General features: G+C 39.5%; 21 protein-coding genes. 8 read left to right on the forward strand and 13 right to left on the reverse strand.

All coding sequences use genetic code 11. From position 1 onward, the window contains the following. The 3 genes from hemQ to JF53_RS00640 all read left to right on the forward strand — a co-directional run bounded on the left by hemQ (window position 1) and on the right by JF53_RS00640 (window position 2291). Window positions 1-750 carry a hydrogen peroxide-dependent heme synthase gene (gene hemQ / locus JF53_RS00625; RefSeq protein ID WP_047980922.1) on the forward strand — a complete coding sequence of 250 codons (750 nt, stop codon included), beginning with the start codon at window positions 1-3 and terminating at the stop codon, window positions 748-750. A 731-nt stretch (window positions 751-1481) separates the two neighbouring features. Further along, window positions 1482-1940: a spore coat protein GerQ gene (gene gerQ, locus JF53_RS00635; protein ID WP_047980924.1), complete on the forward strand. Its 459-nt coding sequence runs from the start codon at window positions 1482-1484 to the stop codon at window positions 1938-1940. A gap of 48 nt (window positions 1941-1988) precedes the next feature. Continuing rightward, complete coding sequence (locus tag JF53_RS00640) at window positions 1989-2291, forward strand: hypothetical protein (protein WP_236686889.1); 303 nt, start codon at window positions 1989-1991, stop codon at window positions 2289-2291. On the opposite strand, the gene JF53_RS00645 is transcribed toward JF53_RS00640, so the two are convergent. The 3 genes from JF53_RS00645 to JF53_RS17390 form a co-directional block, all read right to left on the reverse strand. Then, a complete protein-coding gene (locus JF53_RS00645) occupies window positions 2286-2654 on the reverse strand; it encodes a DUF423 domain-containing protein (protein WP_047980925.1) in 369 nt (122 codons plus the stop codon). The genes JF53_RS00640 and JF53_RS00645 overlap by 6 nt on opposite strands. 21 nt (window positions 2655-2675) lie before the next feature. Further along, window positions 2676-2978: a YwdI family protein gene (locus JF53_RS00650; RefSeq protein WP_047980926.1), complete on the reverse strand. Its 303-nt coding sequence runs from the start codon at window positions 2976-2978 to the stop codon at window positions 2676-2678. A gap of 173 nt (window positions 2979-3151) precedes the next feature. Further along, window positions 3152-3301 (reverse strand): hypothetical protein, encoded by a 150-nt coding sequence (locus tag JF53_RS17390; RefSeq protein WP_157052437.1) that lies wholly within the window; start codon window positions 3299-3301, stop codon window positions 3152-3154. Between the two features lie 445 nt (window positions 3302-3746). Here JF53_RS17390 and JF53_RS00655 point away from each other — a divergent pair, with 445 nt between their 5' ends. After that, complete coding sequence (locus JF53_RS00655) at window positions 3747-5093, forward strand: YjiH family protein (RefSeq protein ID WP_047980927.1); 1347 nt, start codon at window positions 3747-3749, stop codon at window positions 5091-5093. 186 nt (window positions 5094-5279) lie between these two features. Here the strand turns inward: JF53_RS00655 and JF53_RS00660 are convergent, their stop codons facing one another. Next, a complete protein-coding gene (locus JF53_RS00660) occupies window positions 5280-6272 on the reverse strand; it encodes an acyltransferase family protein (protein ID WP_047980928.1) in 993 nt (330 codons plus the stop codon). Window positions 6273-6584: 312 nt separating this feature from the next. Beyond that, window positions 6585-7424, reverse strand: a complete 840-nt coding sequence (ku, locus tag JF53_RS00665; protein ID WP_047980929.1) for a non-homologous end joining protein Ku — start codon at window positions 7422-7424, stop codon at window positions 6585-6587. Window positions 7425-7535: 111 nt separating this feature from the next. On the opposite strand from ku, the gene JF53_RS00670 reads away from it, so the two are divergent. Further along, the gene (locus tag JF53_RS00670; protein WP_047980930.1) at window positions 7536-9347 is read left to right on the forward strand and encodes a DNA ligase D; all 1812 of its coding nucleotides are present in this window, start codon (window positions 7536-7538) and stop codon (window positions 9345-9347) included. 40 nt (window positions 9348-9387) lie between these two features. Here JF53_RS00670 and JF53_RS00675 read toward each other — a convergent pair whose 3' ends face one another. From JF53_RS00675 to chrA, 4 genes are all read right to left on the reverse strand, one after another. After that, window positions 9388-10782, reverse strand: a complete 1395-nt coding sequence (locus tag JF53_RS00675; protein WP_047980931.1) for an L-cystine transporter — start codon at window positions 10780-10782, stop codon at window positions 9388-9390. Between the two features lie 291 nt (window positions 10783-11073). Continuing rightward, on the reverse strand, window positions 11074-11484 hold the full coding sequence (locus JF53_RS00680; protein ID WP_047980932.1) for a GNAT family N-acetyltransferase: 411 nt from the start codon (window positions 11482-11484) through the stop codon (window positions 11074-11076). An 81-nt stretch (window positions 11485-11565) separates the two neighbouring features. Beyond that, window positions 11566-12006: an OsmC family protein gene (locus JF53_RS00685; protein WP_047980933.1), complete on the reverse strand. Its 441-nt coding sequence runs from the start codon at window positions 12004-12006 to the stop codon at window positions 11566-11568. Between the two features lie 38 nt (window positions 12007-12044). Then, the gene (gene chrA / locus JF53_RS00690) at window positions 12045-13223 is read right to left on the reverse strand and encodes a chromate efflux transporter (protein ID WP_047980934.1); all 1179 of its coding nucleotides are present in this window, start codon (window positions 13221-13223) and stop codon (window positions 12045-12047) included. Between the two features lie 141 nt (window positions 13224-13364). Between chrA and JF53_RS00695 the strand changes: the two genes are divergently transcribed. Further along, window positions 13365-14333 carry a DUF4003 family protein gene (locus JF53_RS00695; protein ID WP_047980935.1) on the forward strand — a complete coding sequence of 323 codons (969 nt, stop codon included), beginning with the start codon at window positions 13365-13367 and terminating at the stop codon, window positions 14331-14333. 93 nt (window positions 14334-14426) lie between these two features. On the opposite strand, the gene JF53_RS00700 is transcribed toward JF53_RS00695, so the two are convergent. Continuing rightward, window positions 14427-16163 (reverse strand): phospho-sugar mutase, encoded by a 1737-nt coding sequence (locus JF53_RS00700; RefSeq protein WP_047980936.1) that lies wholly within the window; start codon window positions 16161-16163, stop codon window positions 14427-14429. A gap of 201 nt (window positions 16164-16364) precedes the next feature. On the opposite strand from JF53_RS00700, the gene JF53_RS00705 reads away from it, so the two are divergent. Then, a complete protein-coding gene (locus JF53_RS00705; RefSeq protein WP_047980937.1) occupies window positions 16365-17447 on the forward strand; it encodes an AI-2E family transporter in 1083 nt (360 codons plus the stop codon). 217 nt (window positions 17448-17664) lie between these two features. Here JF53_RS00705 and JF53_RS00710 read toward each other — a convergent pair whose 3' ends face one another. Both JF53_RS00710 and JF53_RS00715 read right to left on the reverse strand, forming a co-directional pair. Beyond that, window positions 17665-17895 (reverse strand): hypothetical protein, encoded by a 231-nt coding sequence (locus JF53_RS00710; RefSeq protein WP_047980938.1) that lies wholly within the window; start codon window positions 17893-17895, stop codon window positions 17665-17667. Continuing rightward, entirely contained in the window at window positions 17888-18736 is an 849-nt protein-coding gene (locus tag JF53_RS00715) for a GNAT family N-acetyltransferase (protein ID WP_047980939.1), read from the reverse strand. The genes JF53_RS00710 and JF53_RS00715 overlap by 8 nt, the downstream gene beginning before the upstream one ends. Window positions 18737-18834: 98 nt before the next feature. Between JF53_RS00715 and JF53_RS00720 the strand changes: the two genes are divergently transcribed. Next, window positions 18835-19014: an SE1832 family protein gene (locus JF53_RS00720; RefSeq protein WP_047980940.1), complete on the forward strand. Its 180-nt coding sequence runs from the start codon at window positions 18835-18837 to the stop codon at window positions 19012-19014. Between the two features lie 100 nt (window positions 19015-19114). Here JF53_RS00720 and JF53_RS00725 read toward each other — a convergent pair. Then, on the reverse strand, window positions 19115-19645 hold a 531-nt coding region (locus JF53_RS00725), incomplete at its 5' end, for an IS3 family transposase (protein ID WP_047982126.1).

Consider the following 19645-nt stretch of genomic DNA (forward strand, 5'->3'; position numbering starts at 1 on the left):
ATGGTAGAAGCAGTCGAAACAATGGATGGTTGGTACAGCTTACATGACTTTCGTTCAATAGATTGGACCTTCTGGAAAACCGCAACACCAGAGGATCAAAAGGAAGCCATCGCAAGCTTTGAGGCATTAATTGCAAAATGGGAAGCAGTTGAAGAAGAAAAGAATGGCTCCCATGCGATGTATAAGATTGTTGGTCAAAAGGCAGATTTAATGTTCATGTTCCTACGCCCAACGATGGAAGAATTGAACGAACTAGAAACAGAATTAAACAAATCTAAATTTGCAGAGTTCCTTACTCCGGCTCATTCGTATGTTTCTGTTGTCGAGCTTTCTAAATACCGCCCAGCTAAAGACGGTATTGATCCGGAAACATTACCAGAAACACAAGCACGGCTAAAACCGATTCTTCCAAAATGGGAGCATGCTTGCTTCTATCCAATGGATCGTCGTCGTACTAGTGAGGAAAACTGGTATACATTAGAAAAAGATGTACGCGGAAAATTATTGTACGAGCACAGCAAAACTGGCCGTAAGTACGCTGGAAAAGTAAAACAGATTATCACTGGCTCTATCGGACTTGATGATTGGGAATGGGGCGTAACGCTATTCGCACACGATCCACTTCAATTCAAGAAAATCGTATACGAAATGCGTTTTGATGAAGTAAGCTCACGCTACGGAGAATTTGGTGAATTCTTTGTCGGCAACCTCTTGAAAAGAGAAGAAATCACGACATTTTTAGGTGCATAAATTTAATTAGTAAAGACTTTCTGTTTCGGCAGAGAGTCTTTTTTTGATGGGATTTGGCTGGGATGGGGGGTTGCCGAAGTTTAGGTGTGGTATCCCGATGTTGGCGTGTGGTGTCCCGATGTTGGCGTGTGCTGTCCCGATGTTGGCGTGTGGTGTCCCGATGATGTTCTGTGTGCTGTCCCGATGTTGGCGTGTGGTATCCCGATGTTGGTGCGTGGTATCCCGATGTTTGCCCGTAGTATCCCGAACTGGATCCACTATCCCGAAAGGTTTGGAGCTTATCCCGGAGTATGTGCGAGTTTTCCCGAAGTTAACACGATTAATCCCGATGTTTACCCGTACGGTCCCGAACCACGGTCGGATGCGGTATTGTGAATCTAGCCCAATTCTTAGCAATTTTTCCTAATTAATTTTCTCTAGTCATATCACTTTCCGCCCATACATACATATAATCATAGTAGACCTTGGATAGAAATGGGTGTACGATGGCCGTTTAGGTTACGATGGTTATCCACAGTGTCAAAGTTATAATTTCCTAATCAACCATTAACGGGGACCAATTTCACCCTGCGAAGGCCGTATTTCTAGTTCTTAATCAGCAGGAAATTGCCCAGCCCAGTGGTATAACCAATGAAATAGCGGATGATTTACGGCAATTGCTATTATTCGCCTACTGCCACTGATTGTCCAACGGTATTATAGAATAATATTTCAATAGGAGGTTTTATTGCATGACTGACAACCAAGGAAATTCACAGCTAGGTGTAAATTTCGGACAACAGCCGTATTATTACTTTCCACAAACATCTCCTGCATTCTACCCAGCTTTAAGTTATCGCCAATTCCCAGCCCCTCAGCAACAGCTTACAACCCAGCAACAATCGGATGTTCCAGGTATGTTACCAACGGAGCAATCATATGTTGAAAACATTTTACGTTTAAATCGTGGAAAAGCAGCAACCGTCTATATGACATTCGAAAACAATTCGGAGTGGAATGCTAAAGTGTTCCGAGGCATTATCGAGGCGGCAGGTCGAGATCATCTAATACTTAGCGATCCGCAAACCGGAAGACGTTACTTATTATTAATGGTTTATCTCGATTATGTAACGTTTGACGAAGAGTTAAATTATGAGTATCCATATGGAAATACTGCTGCTCAACAACTGGCTACTTATTCCCCAAGATAATTATGCAGGCAGGACCCTTTTCTATCGGTAATTAAAAAGGATGGCACGATGAATCCGTACCATCCTTTTCTTACATATTTTACGTGTGAGGCGATTAGAATGCGACATCCATATAACAAATTTATTCGTGGAGAGTTAGTTGCAATTGTACTGGCTATTCTCTTTGGATTGATCGCCCTTATCCAAGGTGTTTTTTTGTTAATCGTAATTTGTCTGTTTTTAGTTGCGGCAAGCCTAATTTTTGACGGCCTCATCGCTATTAATATGCGAAACCAAGCACATGGTATCAAACAAATTATGCGATCTGTCTTAATCTTGATGCTTGCATTGTTTCTACTTATTTTATTATAGATACTTTACAACAGCATAGCCGAGCAGAATCCAGCCAATCAAAAATGCGACGCCACCAATCGGTGTAATCATAGCGAACGTCTTAATGCCCGAGGTAGAATAAATATACAAACTACCTGAAAATAGAATAATCCCAGCGAAAAACAACCAGCCGGCCCATGATAGGCTAGCAACTTGAGTTTTGACCATGATTAGACCGGTAGCCAATAATCCCACAGTATGGAACATTTGATAGGTAACTGCTTTTTCCCATGTAGCTAAGGCTTTCTCCGTAAGCTTCCCTTCCAAACCATGGGCACCGAATGCCCCAAATGCAACCGCTAAAAAGCCGTTTATAGCTCCTAATAGTAAAAAAATCTTCATCTCTATTCACTCTCTTTCCCATCAAAAATCAAAGATTGAATTCCCATTGCCATCTTCGTCGTCTAGCTCTATTGATTTTTTAAATGATTGAGCTTGTTCAGCCGATGGTGACTCTACCTCACCTAGCATCGCCTTTCGCTCCACAGCACTGAGTTCCCCTTTTTCAAGAACTGGTTCTGCATGATCCTCCATTAAAAATAAATCACATAACAACCGGATATTTTCAATATGCTTTAGCATAACAGCTTGCTTGTCTTGGTTTCGTTGTGCTTGTTGTAATTCATTGGTCATTTTTTGCAATATCGTATCATTGGCAACGGCCATACAGACACTCCTCTTATTAGAAAATCGTTCCATTCTATCATACCGAAAAGTCATTCTAACGGAAAGTGAAACACTAGGATTACATACAAAAAGCCTTGATCGCTTCAAGACTTTTCCTTAGCATATATTCAATTAACGATAATAATTTCAATTTACACGGAAAATGTTAGGAATTATGCACTTTGCTGATTCTGTTCCTCCTGATAGCGATTGAAAAGCCAGTGCAAAAATTTGAGTTCTTCGGTGGTCAGGTTACGTTCTAGCTTCCATTCAATTTCCTTAAAAAATTCGAGGCTTCTACTGGATTGCAAACAGTTTTTCATACGTTATTACTCCCCTCTGCCTATACTTCTGCCCTTAGTGTACTATTATTAGAATATATAAACAATACAGTTTTCAATAAATAGTTCTATGTATCTAAACCTTAATCGCAAACCAATAATATATGCCTATAAATATGGTTGAAATAAATCAAATCCCGCCAAACGTTCCACTCTTAACTACCCAAAATTATATTCAGTTAAACTCCTAATTAGTAGAATGTGATAATTTCGATAAACAAGATACGAAATTTGCGTCACTTACTAGCATAGTTAAGTACTTTCAGTCATAAACTAAGCAAAGAAAATCAGGTAACTACTAACCTCACAAACTTAATAAATATACATTTTGACAAATATATATGCGAGTCGTATACTATTAAAGTTGGTTTATTTTATACGTAAAAACACATTCTAACTAGTAATTATAGCTAAAGGCGGTTTTATCATGCGAGGCAACTATAGACTTGGGGATCATTTGAAATTTATAATTCCATCCCTTATTGGTATTTTTCTATTTATTATTCCAGTACGGACTGAAGATGGATTTACAATTCCGATTGCCATTTTGGCTAATTGGGTGCAGGATTTACTCCGTAATCAGTTATCATTCATTATGATGATAATCATTATTTTAACTGCACTTCTTACCCTACTGGCAAAAATGCTTGGGGAAGACAGCATGGCCAAGACACCATTTTTCCATAAGCTTCTTTATGTAAATTGGTTTTGGACACTTACAAGGGTTGTAGCTGCAATCTTTGCAATTATGGTTTATTACAAGATTGGTCCTGAGGCAATTCATGGTGAAGTTACCGGCCAATTATTGTTAGATAGCCTACTTCACGTATTGTTTGCGGTATTTCTATTTGCTGGTATTTTCCTACCATTATTAATGAATTTTGGGTTGATGGAATTGTTTGGAATGTTAACGACCAAATTGATGCGACCATTATTCAATTTACCTGGAAGATCATCAATTGATGCATTGGCGTCTTGGATTGGTGATGGAACAATTGGCGTTTTACTAACGAGCAAGCAATATGAGGATGGGTTTTACACGAAGCGTGAGGCAGCCATTATCGGAACGACATTCTCGGTTGTCTCGATAACATTTACATTAATAGTAATCGAAGAAGTTGGCCTTGGTCATATGTTTGTTCCATTCTATTTGACGGTATTAGCAGCAGGGTTAGTGGCGGCTTTGATAATGCCAAGGATTCCACCACTATCCAGAAAACCAGATACGTATGTGAATGAACAAGCTTCAGGGATTGAGGAAACCATCCCCGAGGGACATAATTCATTTTCATTCGGCTATGAAAAAGCGATCGATCGTGCTAAAAAGGAAGCAAGCTTCTACCAGTTTATTAAAGAAGGAAGCCAGAATGTTTTAGATATGTGGATGGGGGTTGCCCCTGTTGTAATGGCATTTGGTTTAGTGGCTTTGATGATTGCGGAATATACACCGTTATTCCAATGGCTCGGAACACCATTTATTCCAATCTTAGAGCTGATGCAAGTACCATTTGCTCATGAGGCATCAGAGACGATTTTAATTGGGTTTGCTGACATGTTCCTGCCATCAGTTATTGGAGCGTCTATTGAATCGGAGATGACCCGCTTTATTATCGCTGCCTTATCTGTTACACAATTAATTTACATGTCCGAAGTAGGCGGATTACTATTAGGATCCAAAGTCCCAGTATCCTTCAAAGACCTAATCCTAATCTTCCTATTAAGAACGATCATTACCCTACCAATTATCGTATTGGTAGCACATATTTTATTTTAAGGTGCCTGTCACCACCCGAATTTTGTCGAATTACAGAAGGGAGCATCTCGTTTTTTGCGGGATGTTCTTTTCTTTTTGAGATAAAAACAACCCCAAACCAGCAAATGGTTTGGGGTTGTTTTTATCTATATAACTAGAAAAAGGGGGGCTATTATATATACGAAAGTTATCACAAAAATGTTTCACTTAATGTGAAGGTTTTACCGTTTTCCGAAGATATGTTGCTTTTCCCTCTATCAGCGGCTGGCTAATCGTCAGTACTGGTTTACTAGATAAGAACCATACAATGAGTAGTGTGATTCCAACTAGCCCAACAACATGGAAAATACTATTGACGTGCAATACCTCGAATGCACGGAACGCTTGGATGATAAAGCCGTGCAGCAGATAGACATAAAGTGTTCTCTCCCCCAGTTTAGTAAACTGATAGCGCTTATGTGGAATCCAAGCGAACACACTCGCAGCCATTAATGTGGACGTTACATAAACAAGTAATCTTGCAATTCCACCATACTCTTGCATGCCAAGATCATAGTAGGATTTTGAGGCTAGCAGCCAACCTGTATTTATTTCAGGTGCCACATAGATTGCCAGCGCTAGAACTGCCATCACTAGCACCGAAGCTAGCCGGAAAAATTTATGTCTCAATACGAGTAAATGCTCTTCCTTCAACCAATACCCCAACAAGAAAAATGGGAAGAATACAAATGTCCTTGATAAGCTGAAATAATGACCAACACTTGCCAAATAGCCAACAACAATTCCTAGTGAGATCGCTAACGCAAAGCTAATATATGCTGGTAGTTGTTTAAACCAATATAATAAAATATGCCAACTAAACAAACTAATTAAAAACCAAAGTGACCAATGCGGATAAAAGATATCCGTTAACCAATTCGATTTTCCTATCATTAAAAAGTAGAACGAATAGATAAATTGGAATATCAAATATGGTACTAATAATTTCTTCGCTAATTTTAAAATATATCCTTTACTTCCGAAGCCTTTGGCAAAAAATCCAGCCAAGAAAATGAATGCCGGCATATGAAACGTATATATCCACGTATATAGCGTGTGCATGGCAACTGATCCATCAATAAAAGGCTGAATTACATGACCAAAAACTACTAAACATATTAGTAGTAACTTCGCATTATCAAAAAAGGCATTACGCTCCAAGATGCTCATTCCTTTACTGTGTTTTGAAGAGTATTCTTACTATCCTTCTACCCGCTGGACAATATAAATACGCATCGTTCCACACGATTTATTGGGGCTGTAAACAACATGTAAATGGAATGAAAGATTGATATTGGAATGTAATGTTTGTACTTTTGGGTGCTAGCTGCTGATAATCCTGAATTCCTGCTGATATTTCCATATAGCTGCTGATACTCTTATAATTCCTGCTGATACCCGACCAGTTCCAAGCAGCCAAACAACTTACCCCCATCAAAAAAACCCTCAAAACACGAGGGTTCCTCCCAAAAATTATAGCGCTTTTTTCTTCGCCGTTGTTGTTTTGCGTTTTTTTGGTTGCTTTGGCTTTGGTTTGTCCTTTTTGGCTCGATCGAGTGAGGCTTGTAGTGCTTCCATTAAATCAGTGACATTGTCTGGTTTTGGTTTGTCTGTTGCTGTTGTTGTCTGATCTTGATTCTTCTTCTCTTCAATTAGTTCTAATAATGCGGTACGGTATTCATCCTTGTATTTCTCTGGATCGAATTCGGTAGTTAGCTGGTCAATTAGCATTTTTGCCGTATCGATTTCCTTTTTAGCCGTTTCTACATTTTCTGGTACATTCGGGACTTCCTTCACATCCCGCACTTCATCTGGGTAATGAATCGTCTCCACGACAAGTGTATTTTTATAAATACGAATAACCGCCAGCTGCTCCTTAGAGCGGATCATCATTTTAGCGACGCCGATTTTCCCTGTTTCTTCTAAGGCAGCACGTAGTAATCCATATGCGTTGCTGCCCCCTTCGTTAGGCGATAAGTAATAGCTTTTTTCAAAATAGATTGGGTCGATGTCCTCTAATTTCACAAAATCCATTATTTCAACGGCTTTATCTTCTTGTTCCTTCTTTAATTCGGCAAGATCTTCTTCATCCAAAATCACAAATTTATTTTTAGCATACTCATAGGCTTTCACGATATCATCGTTGCCTACTTCCTTCTCACAGACAGGGCACACCTTTTCATACTTAATTGGTGATTTACATTCTTTATGAAGCTGTCTGAGCGAGACATCCTTATTCTCCGTTGCCGCATGCATTTTCACTGGGATATTCACAAGCCCGAAGCTAATCGTACCCTTCCACATCGTATGCATCGCTAAACCTCCCTTTTGCCCATAGTTTGTCGTAAATCAACCATTTTAATCCGCTGTCCTGTTTAAATTATGGAATTTATCGCACCTTATTAAACGAAGGGAGCATACGAAATGGACGTGATGAAACCAATTGCAAGTAAAGAAATTCCTGCTGGTAACGACTGGCTATATGAAGTGAAATATGATGGATTTCGTTGTGTGCTTCAGTGGAAAAAAGCGGGCGACATCAAATTAATTAGCAAAAACAAACAAGATTTAACGAATCAGTTTCCTGAAATCGTGTCATTCTGCATGGCTCTTGAAAGCAGCATCGCTCCACAGCTCCCGTTAAAGCTGGACGGAGAATTAGTAGTGTTAAACAATGCCTATCAGGCTAATTTTTCATGGATACAAAAGCGGGGACGGTTGAAAAATAGCGAATCCATTCAGAAAGCAGCAGCAAAACGCCCTGCTACTTTCCTTGCTTTCGATATAGTACAACAGGCTGGGATGGATCTGTCGAAAAAGCCATTGGAAATGCGAAAAAAGGCGCTTGCATCACTTTTCCAGCATGCCAATATTCAACAAGATGTTTGGCAAACACTCGGATTTGTTAGAGCTTTTAATAATCCAGATGACTTATGGAACGTAATCGTTAACCATAAAGGCGAAGGACTCATTGCTAAGCGCAAAAAGAGCACTTACGGGAAAGGAAAAAGTCATCAAGACTGGTATAAAATTAAAAACTGGCGGACCATCTATGGATTTTTATCAGCTTTTGATAGTAAAAATGATTATTTCACCGTTCAAGTTTATGATGGGGATGAACGATTCGTTGTTGGAAAATGCAAGCATGGACTGGATAAAGAAGACTTTCAAACACTGAAAAAGCTATTTGTGTCCAATGGTGAGAAACATGGGGTAAATTATGTACTCCCTCCAGCTATATGTGCTGCTATCCACACATTGGATATGTACAAAAACGAATTACGGGAGCCAGAATTCCACAGCCTAACACCAGACATTAAGCCGGATGAATGCACCATTGATCGCCTTCAATTAGAGTTAGCGATGCTTCCAGAAAACATTGATTTCGCTAATACTGAAAAACTCTACTGGCCAGATGCCAATTTAACTAAAGGGAATTTATTAGCCTATATCCGAGAAATTTCACCATATATGCTGCCGTTTTTAAAGGATCGTGCCTTAACCATTATCCGCTGTCCAGACGGTGTACGTGCAGAGTCTTTTTTTCAAAAGCACCTTCCCTCTTATGCGCCAGAATTTATCACAGGCATTGGTGATGGTGAAGAAAGATTGATTGTTTGTGACTCCTTAGCGGCATTAATGTGGTTTGCCAATCACGGCGCTCTCGAGTATCATGTTCCTTTTCAAAACGTAACAAGCACTTTCCCAAAGGAAATTGTATTTGATTTAGACCCACCTAGTCGAGAGCAATTTGCGTGGGCAATTCAAGCTAGTTTATTAATAAAGCAGCTGTTAGATGATCTCGAGTTGATCTCCTTCGTTAAGACTTCCGGCAACAAGGGACTACAGGTTCACATTCCAATCCCAGAGGGTAGTTTGAGTTATGATGATACAGCTATTTTCACACAAGCAATTGCTTGGACGATCGAAAACCAACATCCCGAGCTATTTACCACGGAACGCATGAAGAATAAGCGGAACGGACGATTGTATATAGATTATGTTCAACACGGGAAAGACAAAACCTTAATTGCCCCTTATTCCACTCGGAAAACTAATGAAGGTACAGTTGCAACACCGCTTTTTTGGGAAGAGGTAACAGAAGATTTGCGTCCAGAAATGTTTACCATCGAGAATGTTGTAAGCCGTGTGCAGGATTTGGGTTGTCCATTTCGAACGTATGTTGAAGTTGGGGAAAAACAAAAACTGGATAGAATAAGGAATTTAATACATTGAAAAGTAAAAAGCCGCCCCCGATAAGGAGCGGCATACTTAGTTAAACAGCTTTTGACTCTTCAATAGCCGTTTTATCTTGAAATACTTCATTTTTGAAATTGCCTAAAATACGAGAAGTTAATGTACCAGCAACCATTGAACCATTAACATTCAATGCAGTACGACCCATGTCGATGAACGCTTCAATGGAGATTAATAATCCGGCTAAACCTACTGGTAATCCCATCGAAGAAAGAACGATTAGTGCCGCAAATGTTGCACCACCACCAACACCAGCAATACCAAAGGAACTAATTCCAATGATGATAACTAATTGAATTAAGAATCCTGGTGTAAATGGATCGATTCCTACAGTTGGTGCGATCATCACAGCTAACATTGCAGGGTAAATACCGGCACAACCATTTTGCCCCATTGTCGCACCAAATGATGCTGACATATTGGCAACCCCTTCCTCAACGCCAAGTGAATTCTTTTGCGCCGATACGTTTAACGGAATCGTACCCGCACTTGAGCGTGAAGTGAACGCGAAGCTCAATACTGGTAATACTTTTCGTACAAAGTTGAATGGGTTTAGCCCAAACACACCGACTAATACTAAATGAATGATAAACATAACCGCTAATGCAACATATGAAGCTAATACAAATTTACCTAATTCTAAAATTCCGGCAAAGTCTGTTGTTGCTACCGTGTTTGCCATTAATGCTAAAATACCATACGGTGTTAGGCGTAGCACTAATGTTACAATACGCATTACCACACCATATAAAGCATTAATGATTTTCGTAAACATTTCTGCTTGCTCAGGGTTTTTTCGACGTAAACCAAGTACGGCAATCCCTACAAATAGTGAGAAAATCACGACTGCGATAACAGATGTTGAACGTTGCCCAGTCATATCTAAAAAGATATTAGAAGGGATAAAGTTAAGAATGCGTTGTGGTGTTGAAACCCCGTCAACCTCTGCTGAAAAGCGCTCTTCTAGTGAAGCTGCTCGTGCTTCCTCCGCTTCCCCTACTGAAATTTGATCGGCATTTAAATCAAATAACGCCGCAGATCCAACTCCAACTAGTGCAGCAATCATCGCTGTACCGACTAAAATCCCTACGATCCAGCCAGCCATTTTACCAAGCTGTGCTGTTTTTTCCAGATTCGTAATCGATTGGATAATCGATACCATAACAAGTGGAATAACAATCATCATCAAGAAGTTAACATAACCTCTACCAACAATGCTATACCAGTCTGTTGTTAGACGAAGTGTTTCCGAATCACTTCCGTACACCCATTGTAAAATGGCTCCAAGCACAATACCTAACCCAAGACCGGCAAATACGCGCTTTGTAAACGAAACATGTTTACGTTGCATGAAAATTAATAACGCAATAATAGCTACCATGACTACAATATTTACAACTAATAGCCAATCCATTTGAATTCCCCCTATGTGTGTTTTCTCTTAGAATGCAGCATAGTACCACAATCTATGATTTTTGCCTGGTATATCGTATTTATAAGTACTATATGCACGCAATTCCTTATCGCTCTTTAAATTATATAAATCCGATAAAAATACTATGACTTTAATAAGATATACTACCATTAATTTTGTGTCAAGCAATCAACTTACCTAATTAACACGTAAAAAAAGCTTGGAATAGTACCGCCCCTAAAAGTTAGCGTAGTAAATCTAACTTTTGGGGGTAAGTACCAATCCAAGCTTTTATAATTGTATGCCTGATTGCATCTTATAGTTCCTTAAAACCATCCCGCTAGCTTTGTTCATTCCAAACTTCTCATAATACGGAATTAAGTCATCATCACAGCACAGATCAACCATATAAATATCCTTAAGTTCATCTAGCATTTGTTGGACTAATTCTTTTCCAATACCCTTGTTTTTATAGTCGGGTAATACCTCTACCAACGGAATGTAAGCAGATAAAACACCATCACTGATTGCCGTAATAAATCCAACCACACGACTCTCAGCCTCATCGATTGCTAGTACCACCTTACTACTGTTTTGTAACAACTTGAGATGTGTAGCTGGTTCTGGTGGATTTGGCCAATCAACAAAAAAGCCTTGTAGCATGTCTTTGGAAATACCATCAAGTGATTTCTTGTATAGCATAATCATCAACTCCTATAGCTTTTTCGTGTAAGTTGACGGAACGATTAATCATATAACAACATGAGGATAGCCTCCATACCACTAGATAATCGTCGCTTCTAACTCCAACGCAACATTTCCCTGAATTGCTCTTGAAATCATACAACTCTTTTCAGCCTTTTCTACTAGCTTTCGTAGCATCTGATATTCTTCCTCACCAGCAGTTGCTTTTAGTGCCACTGTTGGCCGGTGTATGATTTTTTTATAAGTAAATACTCCATTGGTAACATCCACAATTCCCTCAGACTCCAACGACATTTCTTTCAGTGGAAGCTTTGCCCGCTCAATCATCGCTGCAAGTGTGATGATGTAGCAGGTTGCCGCCGCACCGAGTAGCATCTCATCTGGGTTAGTCCCGATGCCCGGGCCGTCCATCTCTGGCGGAATCGATATTTTTGTTTTTAAATTTCCAGCTTCAATATAGCCTTCACTATTTCGGCCACCTGGCCAATCTGCTTTTAAATGAAAATGATGTTCTGCCATTTCCAATCACCTCACCCTTATTCTAGCTTATCCACTAGTTAAATGAAAAAGGTATGCATTACTTCCCCTAGCACAACCCCAAGTACAACAATGAGCCATGCTGGCGTCTTCCAGAAGTACATTAGCGCAAATAAAATCGCTGCTAAGGCAAAACTCGCTGCATTCGTAATCGAACTTGTAAATACTGGGTCATAAAACGCAGCTAATAATATTCCGACGACACTCGCATTTACACCGATCAGAATCCCTTGAAAGCTTTTACGATTTCTAAGTTCACTTAAAAACGGCAAGGCACCGATAACAAGTAAAAATGATGGCAGGAACATGGCGATTGTCGCGATTATTCCACCTATTACACCACTGATCATCGTTCCTAAATAACTAGCAAACGTAAATAATGGACCTGGAACGGCTTGAGCAAGACCATAACCTGCTAGAAATTCACTGCTATTGACGAGCCCATTTGGTACCACTTCCTGTTCTAGCAGTGGTAAAACAACATGCCCACCACCAAAGACGATCGAACCTACTCGGAAAAATGTATCGAAAATTGATAGATATGGATTATCGAGGAGCTTCGCCAAAATAGGAAGTACAACTAACAGGAACACTAACAAGGATAGTGCTAGGACACCTTGTTTTTTCGAAATGGATACGGAAAAGGCGCTCACATTTGATTCAGCATTCTTTGTAAACAACCAGTATCCGATAATGGCAGCCCCCGCAATAACAGCGATTTGAACGAGTGCTGAAGGGAATAATACCATAATCAACATAGCTATCATCGCGATAGCAATTCGCGGTTTATCTGGCGCTAAATTTTTACCCATCCCGAGGACAGCATGTAGCACTACAGCTACAGCTACTATTTTTAAACTTGTAATCCAATTTGCATCAGCGAACGAAAAGCTCTGAAAAGCCATTGCAAATAATATTAATACGATTACAGATGGAATCGTAAATCCAATCCAAGACAATACCCCACCTAAGAAGCCGCCACGCATCATTCCAATCGCAATACCAACCTGACTACTCGCAGGACCCGGTAAAAACTGACAGAGCGCAATAATATCGGCATATGTCTTGTCATCCATCCATTTCCGCTTATCAATATATTCATTTTTAAAATAGCCTAGATGTGCCACTGGACCACCGAATGACGTCACTCCTAGCTTCAAGGATGCTCCAAGTATTTCCCAAAAAGTATGTTTCTTCATCAGAACCTCCAAACAATTTGTTTGTTCTACTGTACCAAAAATCTACAATAAAAACAGTACATCTTACACAAAATTTACAACATGAATCTTTTTTTCTTGGAAAACGTATTACTAGTAGCGACCTTTAAGGAGACTAAAGCCATGGAGACAAAACTTAACCAATTGAATCACATTTATCAGGAGCTAAAAGAAAGTTTGAAATGGAAGGTTTCTGATAAACGAATTCTAATGACGATTGCTTCCATCTATGTCATCAATCATAAAGAATTTAGGGTGGATAGATTCCGAGCAATTGCTGAGAAAATAAAAGATCATGCAAGCGTGTTTTCTTCCTTGCGTTCACAATCTCGGTTCACTACTGCTGCCATGCTAGATGTGAATTTCGAGCAGCCTGAGAATAAAATCCAAGATCTATTTAACTTGTATGACTTATATCGTGCAGAAAAATTCGCCAGTGGAACATACACGTATATTGCCGCTTCCATTTTATTAACCAGGGCACAAGCTAACCCAGAAAAAACTATTCAGCGTGCAAAGGAACTATATAACGGCATGAAGAAGGAGCATGTCTTTTTAACTTCGAGTGATGATTACCCACTTGCGACCTTACTTGCCCTTGAGGAAGCGTCGAATGTCATCGAAAGAATGGAAGAATTTTACGTAGCCTTAAATAACGAGGGTTTATCTAAGGGAAATCACCTACAATTCCTAAGCCATATTCTTACGCTTGGTTCAGCTGCCGATGCATCCACACTAATCAACCGGACTACTGCTGTTGCGGACTCCCTGAAACTAGCTGGGATCAAATCGAAAACGATTTATTATCCGATTTTTGGCATGCTTGCTCTACTTCCACACGAAAAATTCGCGGCAGAACAGATTGTATCGATCTACGAATCCCTCAATCAAGAAAAAGAATTCAAATGGCAGAAGGATATGAATTTCATGCTAGCAGCTAGCTTTTTCGTCCATGATGAACTGGAGCATGATGGTTTAGCGGAGACCAGTCTAACCACAATCCTCGAAGCAATTTTACAGGCACAACAAGCTGTCATGATTGCAACTATCACTGCCGCAACAGCCGCTTCTAGTAGTAGCAACGGCTCATAAATAAGTAGAATATAGAAAAAGAGAACCACACGAAATCGAGCCTTCCCCCGATTTCGTGCGGTTCATTCATTGTAGAATGTATTCTATTTAAACTTATGCTTCAATAATCTCGTTCATCACGTTATTCATATACCCTTTTAATGCATCTAGAACTTGTTCACTATCCGCTAAGCTTGTTCCACAGGTTCCGAAATAACACTTAATCTTCGGTTCGGTTCCAGATGGGCGTAAACAAACCCAATTGTTATGTTCTAAAATAAATTTCAGAACGTTTTCTTCTGGTAATTCGATTGTTTCGACCGTATTCGTTGCCGCAATAACACGCTTACTAATCGAATAATCCTCTATCATGTCTACCTTATACCCCGCAATTTCTGCAAAAGGCTTTTGGCGAATGGTATCCATAATTTGCGCAATCTTCTCTGAGCCTTCCTTACCTTTTAAGGTAAGTGATGACATGCCTTCACGATAGAAACCATGCTTCTCATATAAATCATGTAGCGCATCAAGCAAGGTCTTGCCTTGTTTCTTCCAGTAATACGCCATTTCACTAGCCATTACTGCCGCTTGAACAGCATCCTTATCTCGAGCGAAGCTACTGATTAAATAGCCATAGCTTTCCTCGTAACCAAACATAAATGCTTCACCAGTATAATCGAATTGGTGAATCTTCTCACCGATATATTTGAATCCAGTTAACGTATTAATTGTTTTCACACCATAGGAGGTCGCAATTGCTTGACCAAGTTCAGACGTTACAATTGTTTTTAATACACGTGCATTGGTTAATAGTACTGAATTCGTGTGGGATAAAATATAATCAATTAAAAGTGCTCCTAGTTGATTTCCGGTTAGTACCATGTAATCGCCTGCTTGATTTTTCACCGCAACTCCTAAGCGGTCGGCATCTGGGTCTGTACCCAATAAGATGTCCGCATCCACTTCCTTACCGAGCGCAATCGCCTTTGTGAAGGCTTGATGTTCTTCAGGATTTGGTGATGCAACGGTAGAGAATTCAGGATCTGGGACTGCTTGTTCTTTTACGACATGGACATGGTCAAAGTTAAGTTGCTTCAATCCATTGGTAACTAAATGATAGGCTGTCCCGTGTAACGGCGTAAAGACAATGTTGAGATCCTTTTTCGCTTTGGATTCCACCTCATCTAATTTCGTAATCAGGCTAAGCTTTTCAAGGTAAGCATTATCGACTTCATCACCGACCCAGATTAGTAAATCTTTTTCCTCTAATTCTGCTTGCTCTACCACCGGGATGTCCAATTCATTTTCGATCAGTTGAATCGCTTCAATGATTTTATTTGCTTCATCTGGCACCATTTGGCCGCCATCTTCATTGTAAACTTTGAAGCCATTGTATTCTGGCGGGTTATGACTTGCTGTAATCATGACCCCTGCAGCCGTTCCTAAAAAGCGTACCGCAAATGATAGTAATGGTGTCGGGCGTAACGTATCAAAGACATACGTTCTAATACCAAACGCACCAAGTGTTTTCGCTGTTTCAATAGCAAATTCACGTGACATATATCTTGAATCGTAGGCCACAACGACACCACGATCTTTTACATTGACACTATTAGCTAATAAATAGGTAGCTAGTCCATTTACTGCTTTTCTTACCGTATAAATATTCATGCGATTCGTACCAGCACCTAAAATGCCACGCATTCCACCAGTACCAAAGGTGAGTTCCTTGTAAAATGCATCCTCAAGTGCAGTAAGATCGGATGATAGAATTGTCAATTCTTGCTTCAGGTTATCATCTAACCCTTGATAAGTATCCCATTTTCGGAATACCGATTCCCAATTATTCATCTGAATAATCCTCCAACATTGTAATATGCTCAAATTTTAACATAAAATTTACTAATAATCTAACTGTCTAGCAAAAACGTATAGAATGTGCGTGGAAAGGAAACAATTGAATTGATTAGAAAGTACGCCTATTTAGTATGTGCGTTTTAGAGCAAAATACTATATGATTATTATTAATGAAGAGGAAAGTGTGATGATAAGTTGACTAAAAAAAGATGGTTTCAAACACTAACAGCGCTAATTATGGTATTTCTATTAATCTATTTAGTCTACCAAACTCGATTTATCTTTGACCCAATTTTAAAGTATGTGGGAGCAGTCGCATTCCCATTTATTGCTGCTGGGTTGTTATATTATTTATCAAAACCATTGATGAAGCTGTTAATACGTTATAAGACGCCAAAATTAGTTTCCATCCTAATTGTGTTTATTCTACTAATAGCGGTTGGCTACATTTTTACGATGTTCATTATTCCAATTGCCCAGGACCAGTTTACCCGGTTCATTAAGAATATGCCGGCGATGATATCTGGTGCACAGGATGTGATTGATTACCTAGAAGATAAACAAAACATCATCCCGGAAGAGGTCTATCAGACGATTGATGATATCATGGCCAATATGCAAACCTATATTGAAGGATTTATGACGTTTTTATTTGGCTTTATCAGTCAGCTAGTCGGGTTTATTTTCTCGCTTGTGTTAGTACCGTTTTTCTTATTCTTCATGTTAAAGGACGATGCGAAGTTCATTCCGTTCGTCACACAAATTTTTGAAGATAAAAAAGCAAGCAACTTACGCAGTCTCCTGCGCAAGATTGATCATACATTATCCGCCTATATTCAAGGGCAGCTACTCGTCAGCTTGAGTATCGGGATTATGTTATTTATTGGTTATTTAATTATCGACCTAAACTATGCACTTACACTTGCCCTGTTTGGCATGATTATGTGTGTCGTTCCGTTTATTGGTCCATTTATTGCTGTTGTTCCCGCTGCGATTGTTGGGGTGTTCCAGGATCCGATGAATGTCGTTTGGATAGCGATTATTATGATTATCGCCCAGCAAATTGAAGGAAATTTTATCTCGCCAAATATTATGGGGCGCGCATTACGCATCCACCCGTTAACCATTATTACGATTATTTTGGCGGCGGGTAGTATTGCCGGATTCATCGGTATATTATTTGCGGTTCCGTTCTATGCGGTTGTAAAAGCTATTATTGTTCACTTTTATGAGACATTTCGGGATACGCGGAAAAATAAAAACGATGCATTGATTTGATGAAAAGAGGCTGGGACATAAGTAAAATGAGAAGATAAAAGGACGAACAATGCACTGATTCAGCGTAGGGAATATACGTAGACTCCTGCGGGAGGAAGGGCAACGGTGAGACCCCGGAAGAGCGATAGCTCTGAGGAGGCTCACCAGCCCCCCGCGGAAAGCGAAGTATATTCCCGGAGCGGCTATAGTGCACCAACGTTCGGATTTTATCTAACCATTAACACTTATGTCCCAGCCCCTTTTTGGTTGGTGGCGTTGCGTTTGGCTTTGGATTGTGTGTGCTGGTGCTGCTGATGTTTAGGAATATCTGCTGATGTTTAGCATAAGCTGCTGCTGTTTTCGTATTTCTGCTGATACTTGGTGAAAAGCGGCTGATGTCCTGCCATATCTGCTGATACTCCCCAAGATTCTGCTGATGTTCCAGCTGGCAGAAAAATTTTTTACCCAAAGTTATATTCCACCGAATCTCCCACTTCATAGTAGCCGATCTTTCGGTAAATACTATTGGATGTCGGATTGGCAAGGTCTGTATAGAGATTACAAAACTTTGATCCGTCATTTAATAGTTTTTGCGATAAAGCTGCTACAACGTTTGTTGCATAGCCCTTTCGCTTCTGTTCATCCGGTGTAAATACTGCATTTACGGTTGCCCCATTTTTAGACTTGCGAGAGTTATTAGCCATGGACACGATTTGACCATCTACTTCCCATAAATAAAGGGATTCATTTTGAATAAATGTACGCGCCATACTATCTGCTTGTGGTTTGGTTATTTCTATATTTGCCTGATCACCAAATTTAACGAGCCAATCCCGTACTGTGGCTAGATGCTCGTCTGTTGCGGCTATTAATTTACCACTTTCATCGGGAATATGCTTCACTTCATCTAGTTGATAGATTAATTGTTTCATTTTTAGCTCCGCTTGTTTTCCAGTTGCTTTCTTCCATAAGCCTGCAAATGCTTCAGCCTGCTCCGTTGGTCCAACTACTCCTGGAACTGGGTATTTATTTGTATGTAAAAATTGAACAATTTCCGGAATAACATCCTGATCTACTCCTTCAATTGCAGCCAATATCCACCGATTTGGAGGTGTTTGCATGAATGCATAGATTGGTTCGCCATCCTGCTCCACAATTCCTAATCGAATCCCATCGGTAAAGACCCCGATATTGTTTTTGCCTCTTTCTAAGAGACCTAGCATGAGATTATTCGTTACTTCTTGCTTAAGCAATAAATCTTCTACTCTATCCAAATAACGAGTAATCGATGTTTCCAATACTACCTTCATCCAATACCCCTCCCTATTTTGATAATTGAATCAATTTTATCGTAATTGGTTGTTTTGTCAATGTGTAAAAGCTAAACTGTAATCAGAGGAGTGGTTACATGACGAAAAAAGAGCTTGAAGCTAAATTAGATGAGTTAAAATCTGATTATACTAGAATTCAAAGTGATTTAGATAAATTAGTGTATGTACGTGGACGGGCTTCTTCTGCTGAAGAACAGTTAGTTCGATTAGAAAAAGAAATTGCTGAGGTTTATAAGAAGCTAGAGGAATTTGAATGAAAAAATGAGCGTCTGCCTGAAATTGAACTGCCCCCTGTCAAGTAGACAGGTAAAAAAACAAATTTTTTGTGCCATGTATGAATTCCATGCATGGCTTTTCTTATGCTGGAATTCTTAGCCCCATCTTCAACGTCACGCGCTTTGTATTATAAAATTCAATATAAGCCTCAATATCTTTTTCTAATTCTTCAAATGTGTTATAAGTGGTTAATCGATACATCTCTTCCTTGATGATCCCCCAAAAATTCTCCATTGGACCGTTATCAATACATCTACCAACACGTGACATGCTCTGGATAATTTTGTGTTCTTCCACAAAGTTTTTAAATCCATGGGAGGTGTATTGAAAGCCACGATCACTATGAAATAATGTCTTCATTGGAATAATCGTATCTTTAATCTGAGTGACCGTATCACGTACTAAGGCATTGTTATTATGTCGTGATAATTTATAGGCTACAATTTTATTTTCACCATAATCCAAGATGGCACTTAAATATGCTTTCGAATGAACTCCGTACTTGAATTCAGTGACATCTGTTAATAATACTTCCATCGCGTTATAGTCGGCTTGGAATTTTCTATTTAAAACATTTTCAGCTATATGTTGCGGTTTATGTGGCTTATAGGT

This window comes from Ornithinibacillus contaminans (assembly GCF_001038425.2).
Taxonomy (GTDB): Bacteria; Bacillota; Bacilli; order Bacillales; family Amphibacillaceae; genus Ornithinibacillus; species Ornithinibacillus contaminans.

Excerpts from the sequence above, each read along its gene's own strand:
- JF53_RS00700 (WP_047980936.1), bottom strand. The coding sequence starts at position 16,163 with ATGAATAATTGGGAATCGGTATTCCGAAAATGGGATACTTATCAAGGG.
- JF53_RS00715 (WP_047980939.1), bottom strand. The coding sequence starts at position 18,736 with ATGAAGGTAGTATTGGAAACATCGATTACTCGTTATTTGGATAGAGTA.
- JF53_RS17390 (WP_157052437.1), bottom strand. The coding sequence starts at position 3,301 with ATGAAAAACTGTTTGCAATCCAGTAGAAGCCTCGAATTTTTTAAGGAA.
- JF53_RS00650 (WP_047980926.1), bottom strand. The coding sequence starts at position 2,978 with ATGGCCGTTGCCAATGATACGATATTGCAAAAAATGACCAATGAATTA.
- JF53_RS00685 (WP_047980933.1), bottom strand. The coding sequence starts at position 12,006 with ATGGCAGAACATCATTTTCATTTAAAAGCAGATTGGCCAGGTGGCCGA.
- hemQ (WP_047980922.1), top strand. The coding sequence starts at position 1 with ATGGTAGAAGCAGTCGAAACAATGGATGGTTGGTACAGCTTACATGAC.
- JF53_RS00695 (WP_047980935.1), top strand. The coding sequence starts at position 13,365 with ATGGAGACAAAACTTAACCAATTGAATCACATTTATCAGGAGCTAAAA.
- JF53_RS00675 (WP_047980931.1), bottom strand. The coding sequence starts at position 10,782 with ATGGATTGGCTATTAGTTGTAAATATTGTAGTCATGGTAGCTATTATT.
- gerQ (WP_047980924.1), top strand. The coding sequence starts at position 1,482 with ATGACTGACAACCAAGGAAATTCACAGCTAGGTGTAAATTTCGGACAA.
- chrA (WP_047980934.1), bottom strand. The coding sequence starts at position 13,223 with ATGAAGAAACATACTTTTTGGGAAATACTTGGAGCATCCTTGAAGCTA.
- JF53_RS00670 (WP_047980930.1), top strand. The coding sequence starts at position 7,536 with ATGGACGTGATGAAACCAATTGCAAGTAAAGAAATTCCTGCTGGTAAC.
- JF53_RS00720 (WP_047980940.1), top strand. The coding sequence starts at position 18,835 with ATGACGAAAAAAGAGCTTGAAGCTAAATTAGATGAGTTAAAATCTGAT.
- JF53_RS00680 (WP_047980932.1), bottom strand. The coding sequence starts at position 11,484 with ATGCTATACAAGAAATCACTTGATGGTATTTCCAAAGACATGCTACAA.
- JF53_RS00640 (WP_236686889.1), top strand. The coding sequence starts at position 1,989 with ATGAATCCGTACCATCCTTTTCTTACATATTTTACGTGTGAGGCGATT.
- JF53_RS00655 (WP_047980927.1), top strand. The coding sequence starts at position 3,747 with ATGCGAGGCAACTATAGACTTGGGGATCATTTGAAATTTATAATTCCA.
- JF53_RS00645 (WP_047980925.1), bottom strand. The coding sequence starts at position 2,654 with ATGAAGATTTTTTTACTATTAGGAGCTATAAACGGCTTTTTAGCGGTT.
- ku (WP_047980929.1), bottom strand. The coding sequence starts at position 7,424 with ATGCATACGATGTGGAAGGGTACGATTAGCTTCGGGCTTGTGAATATC.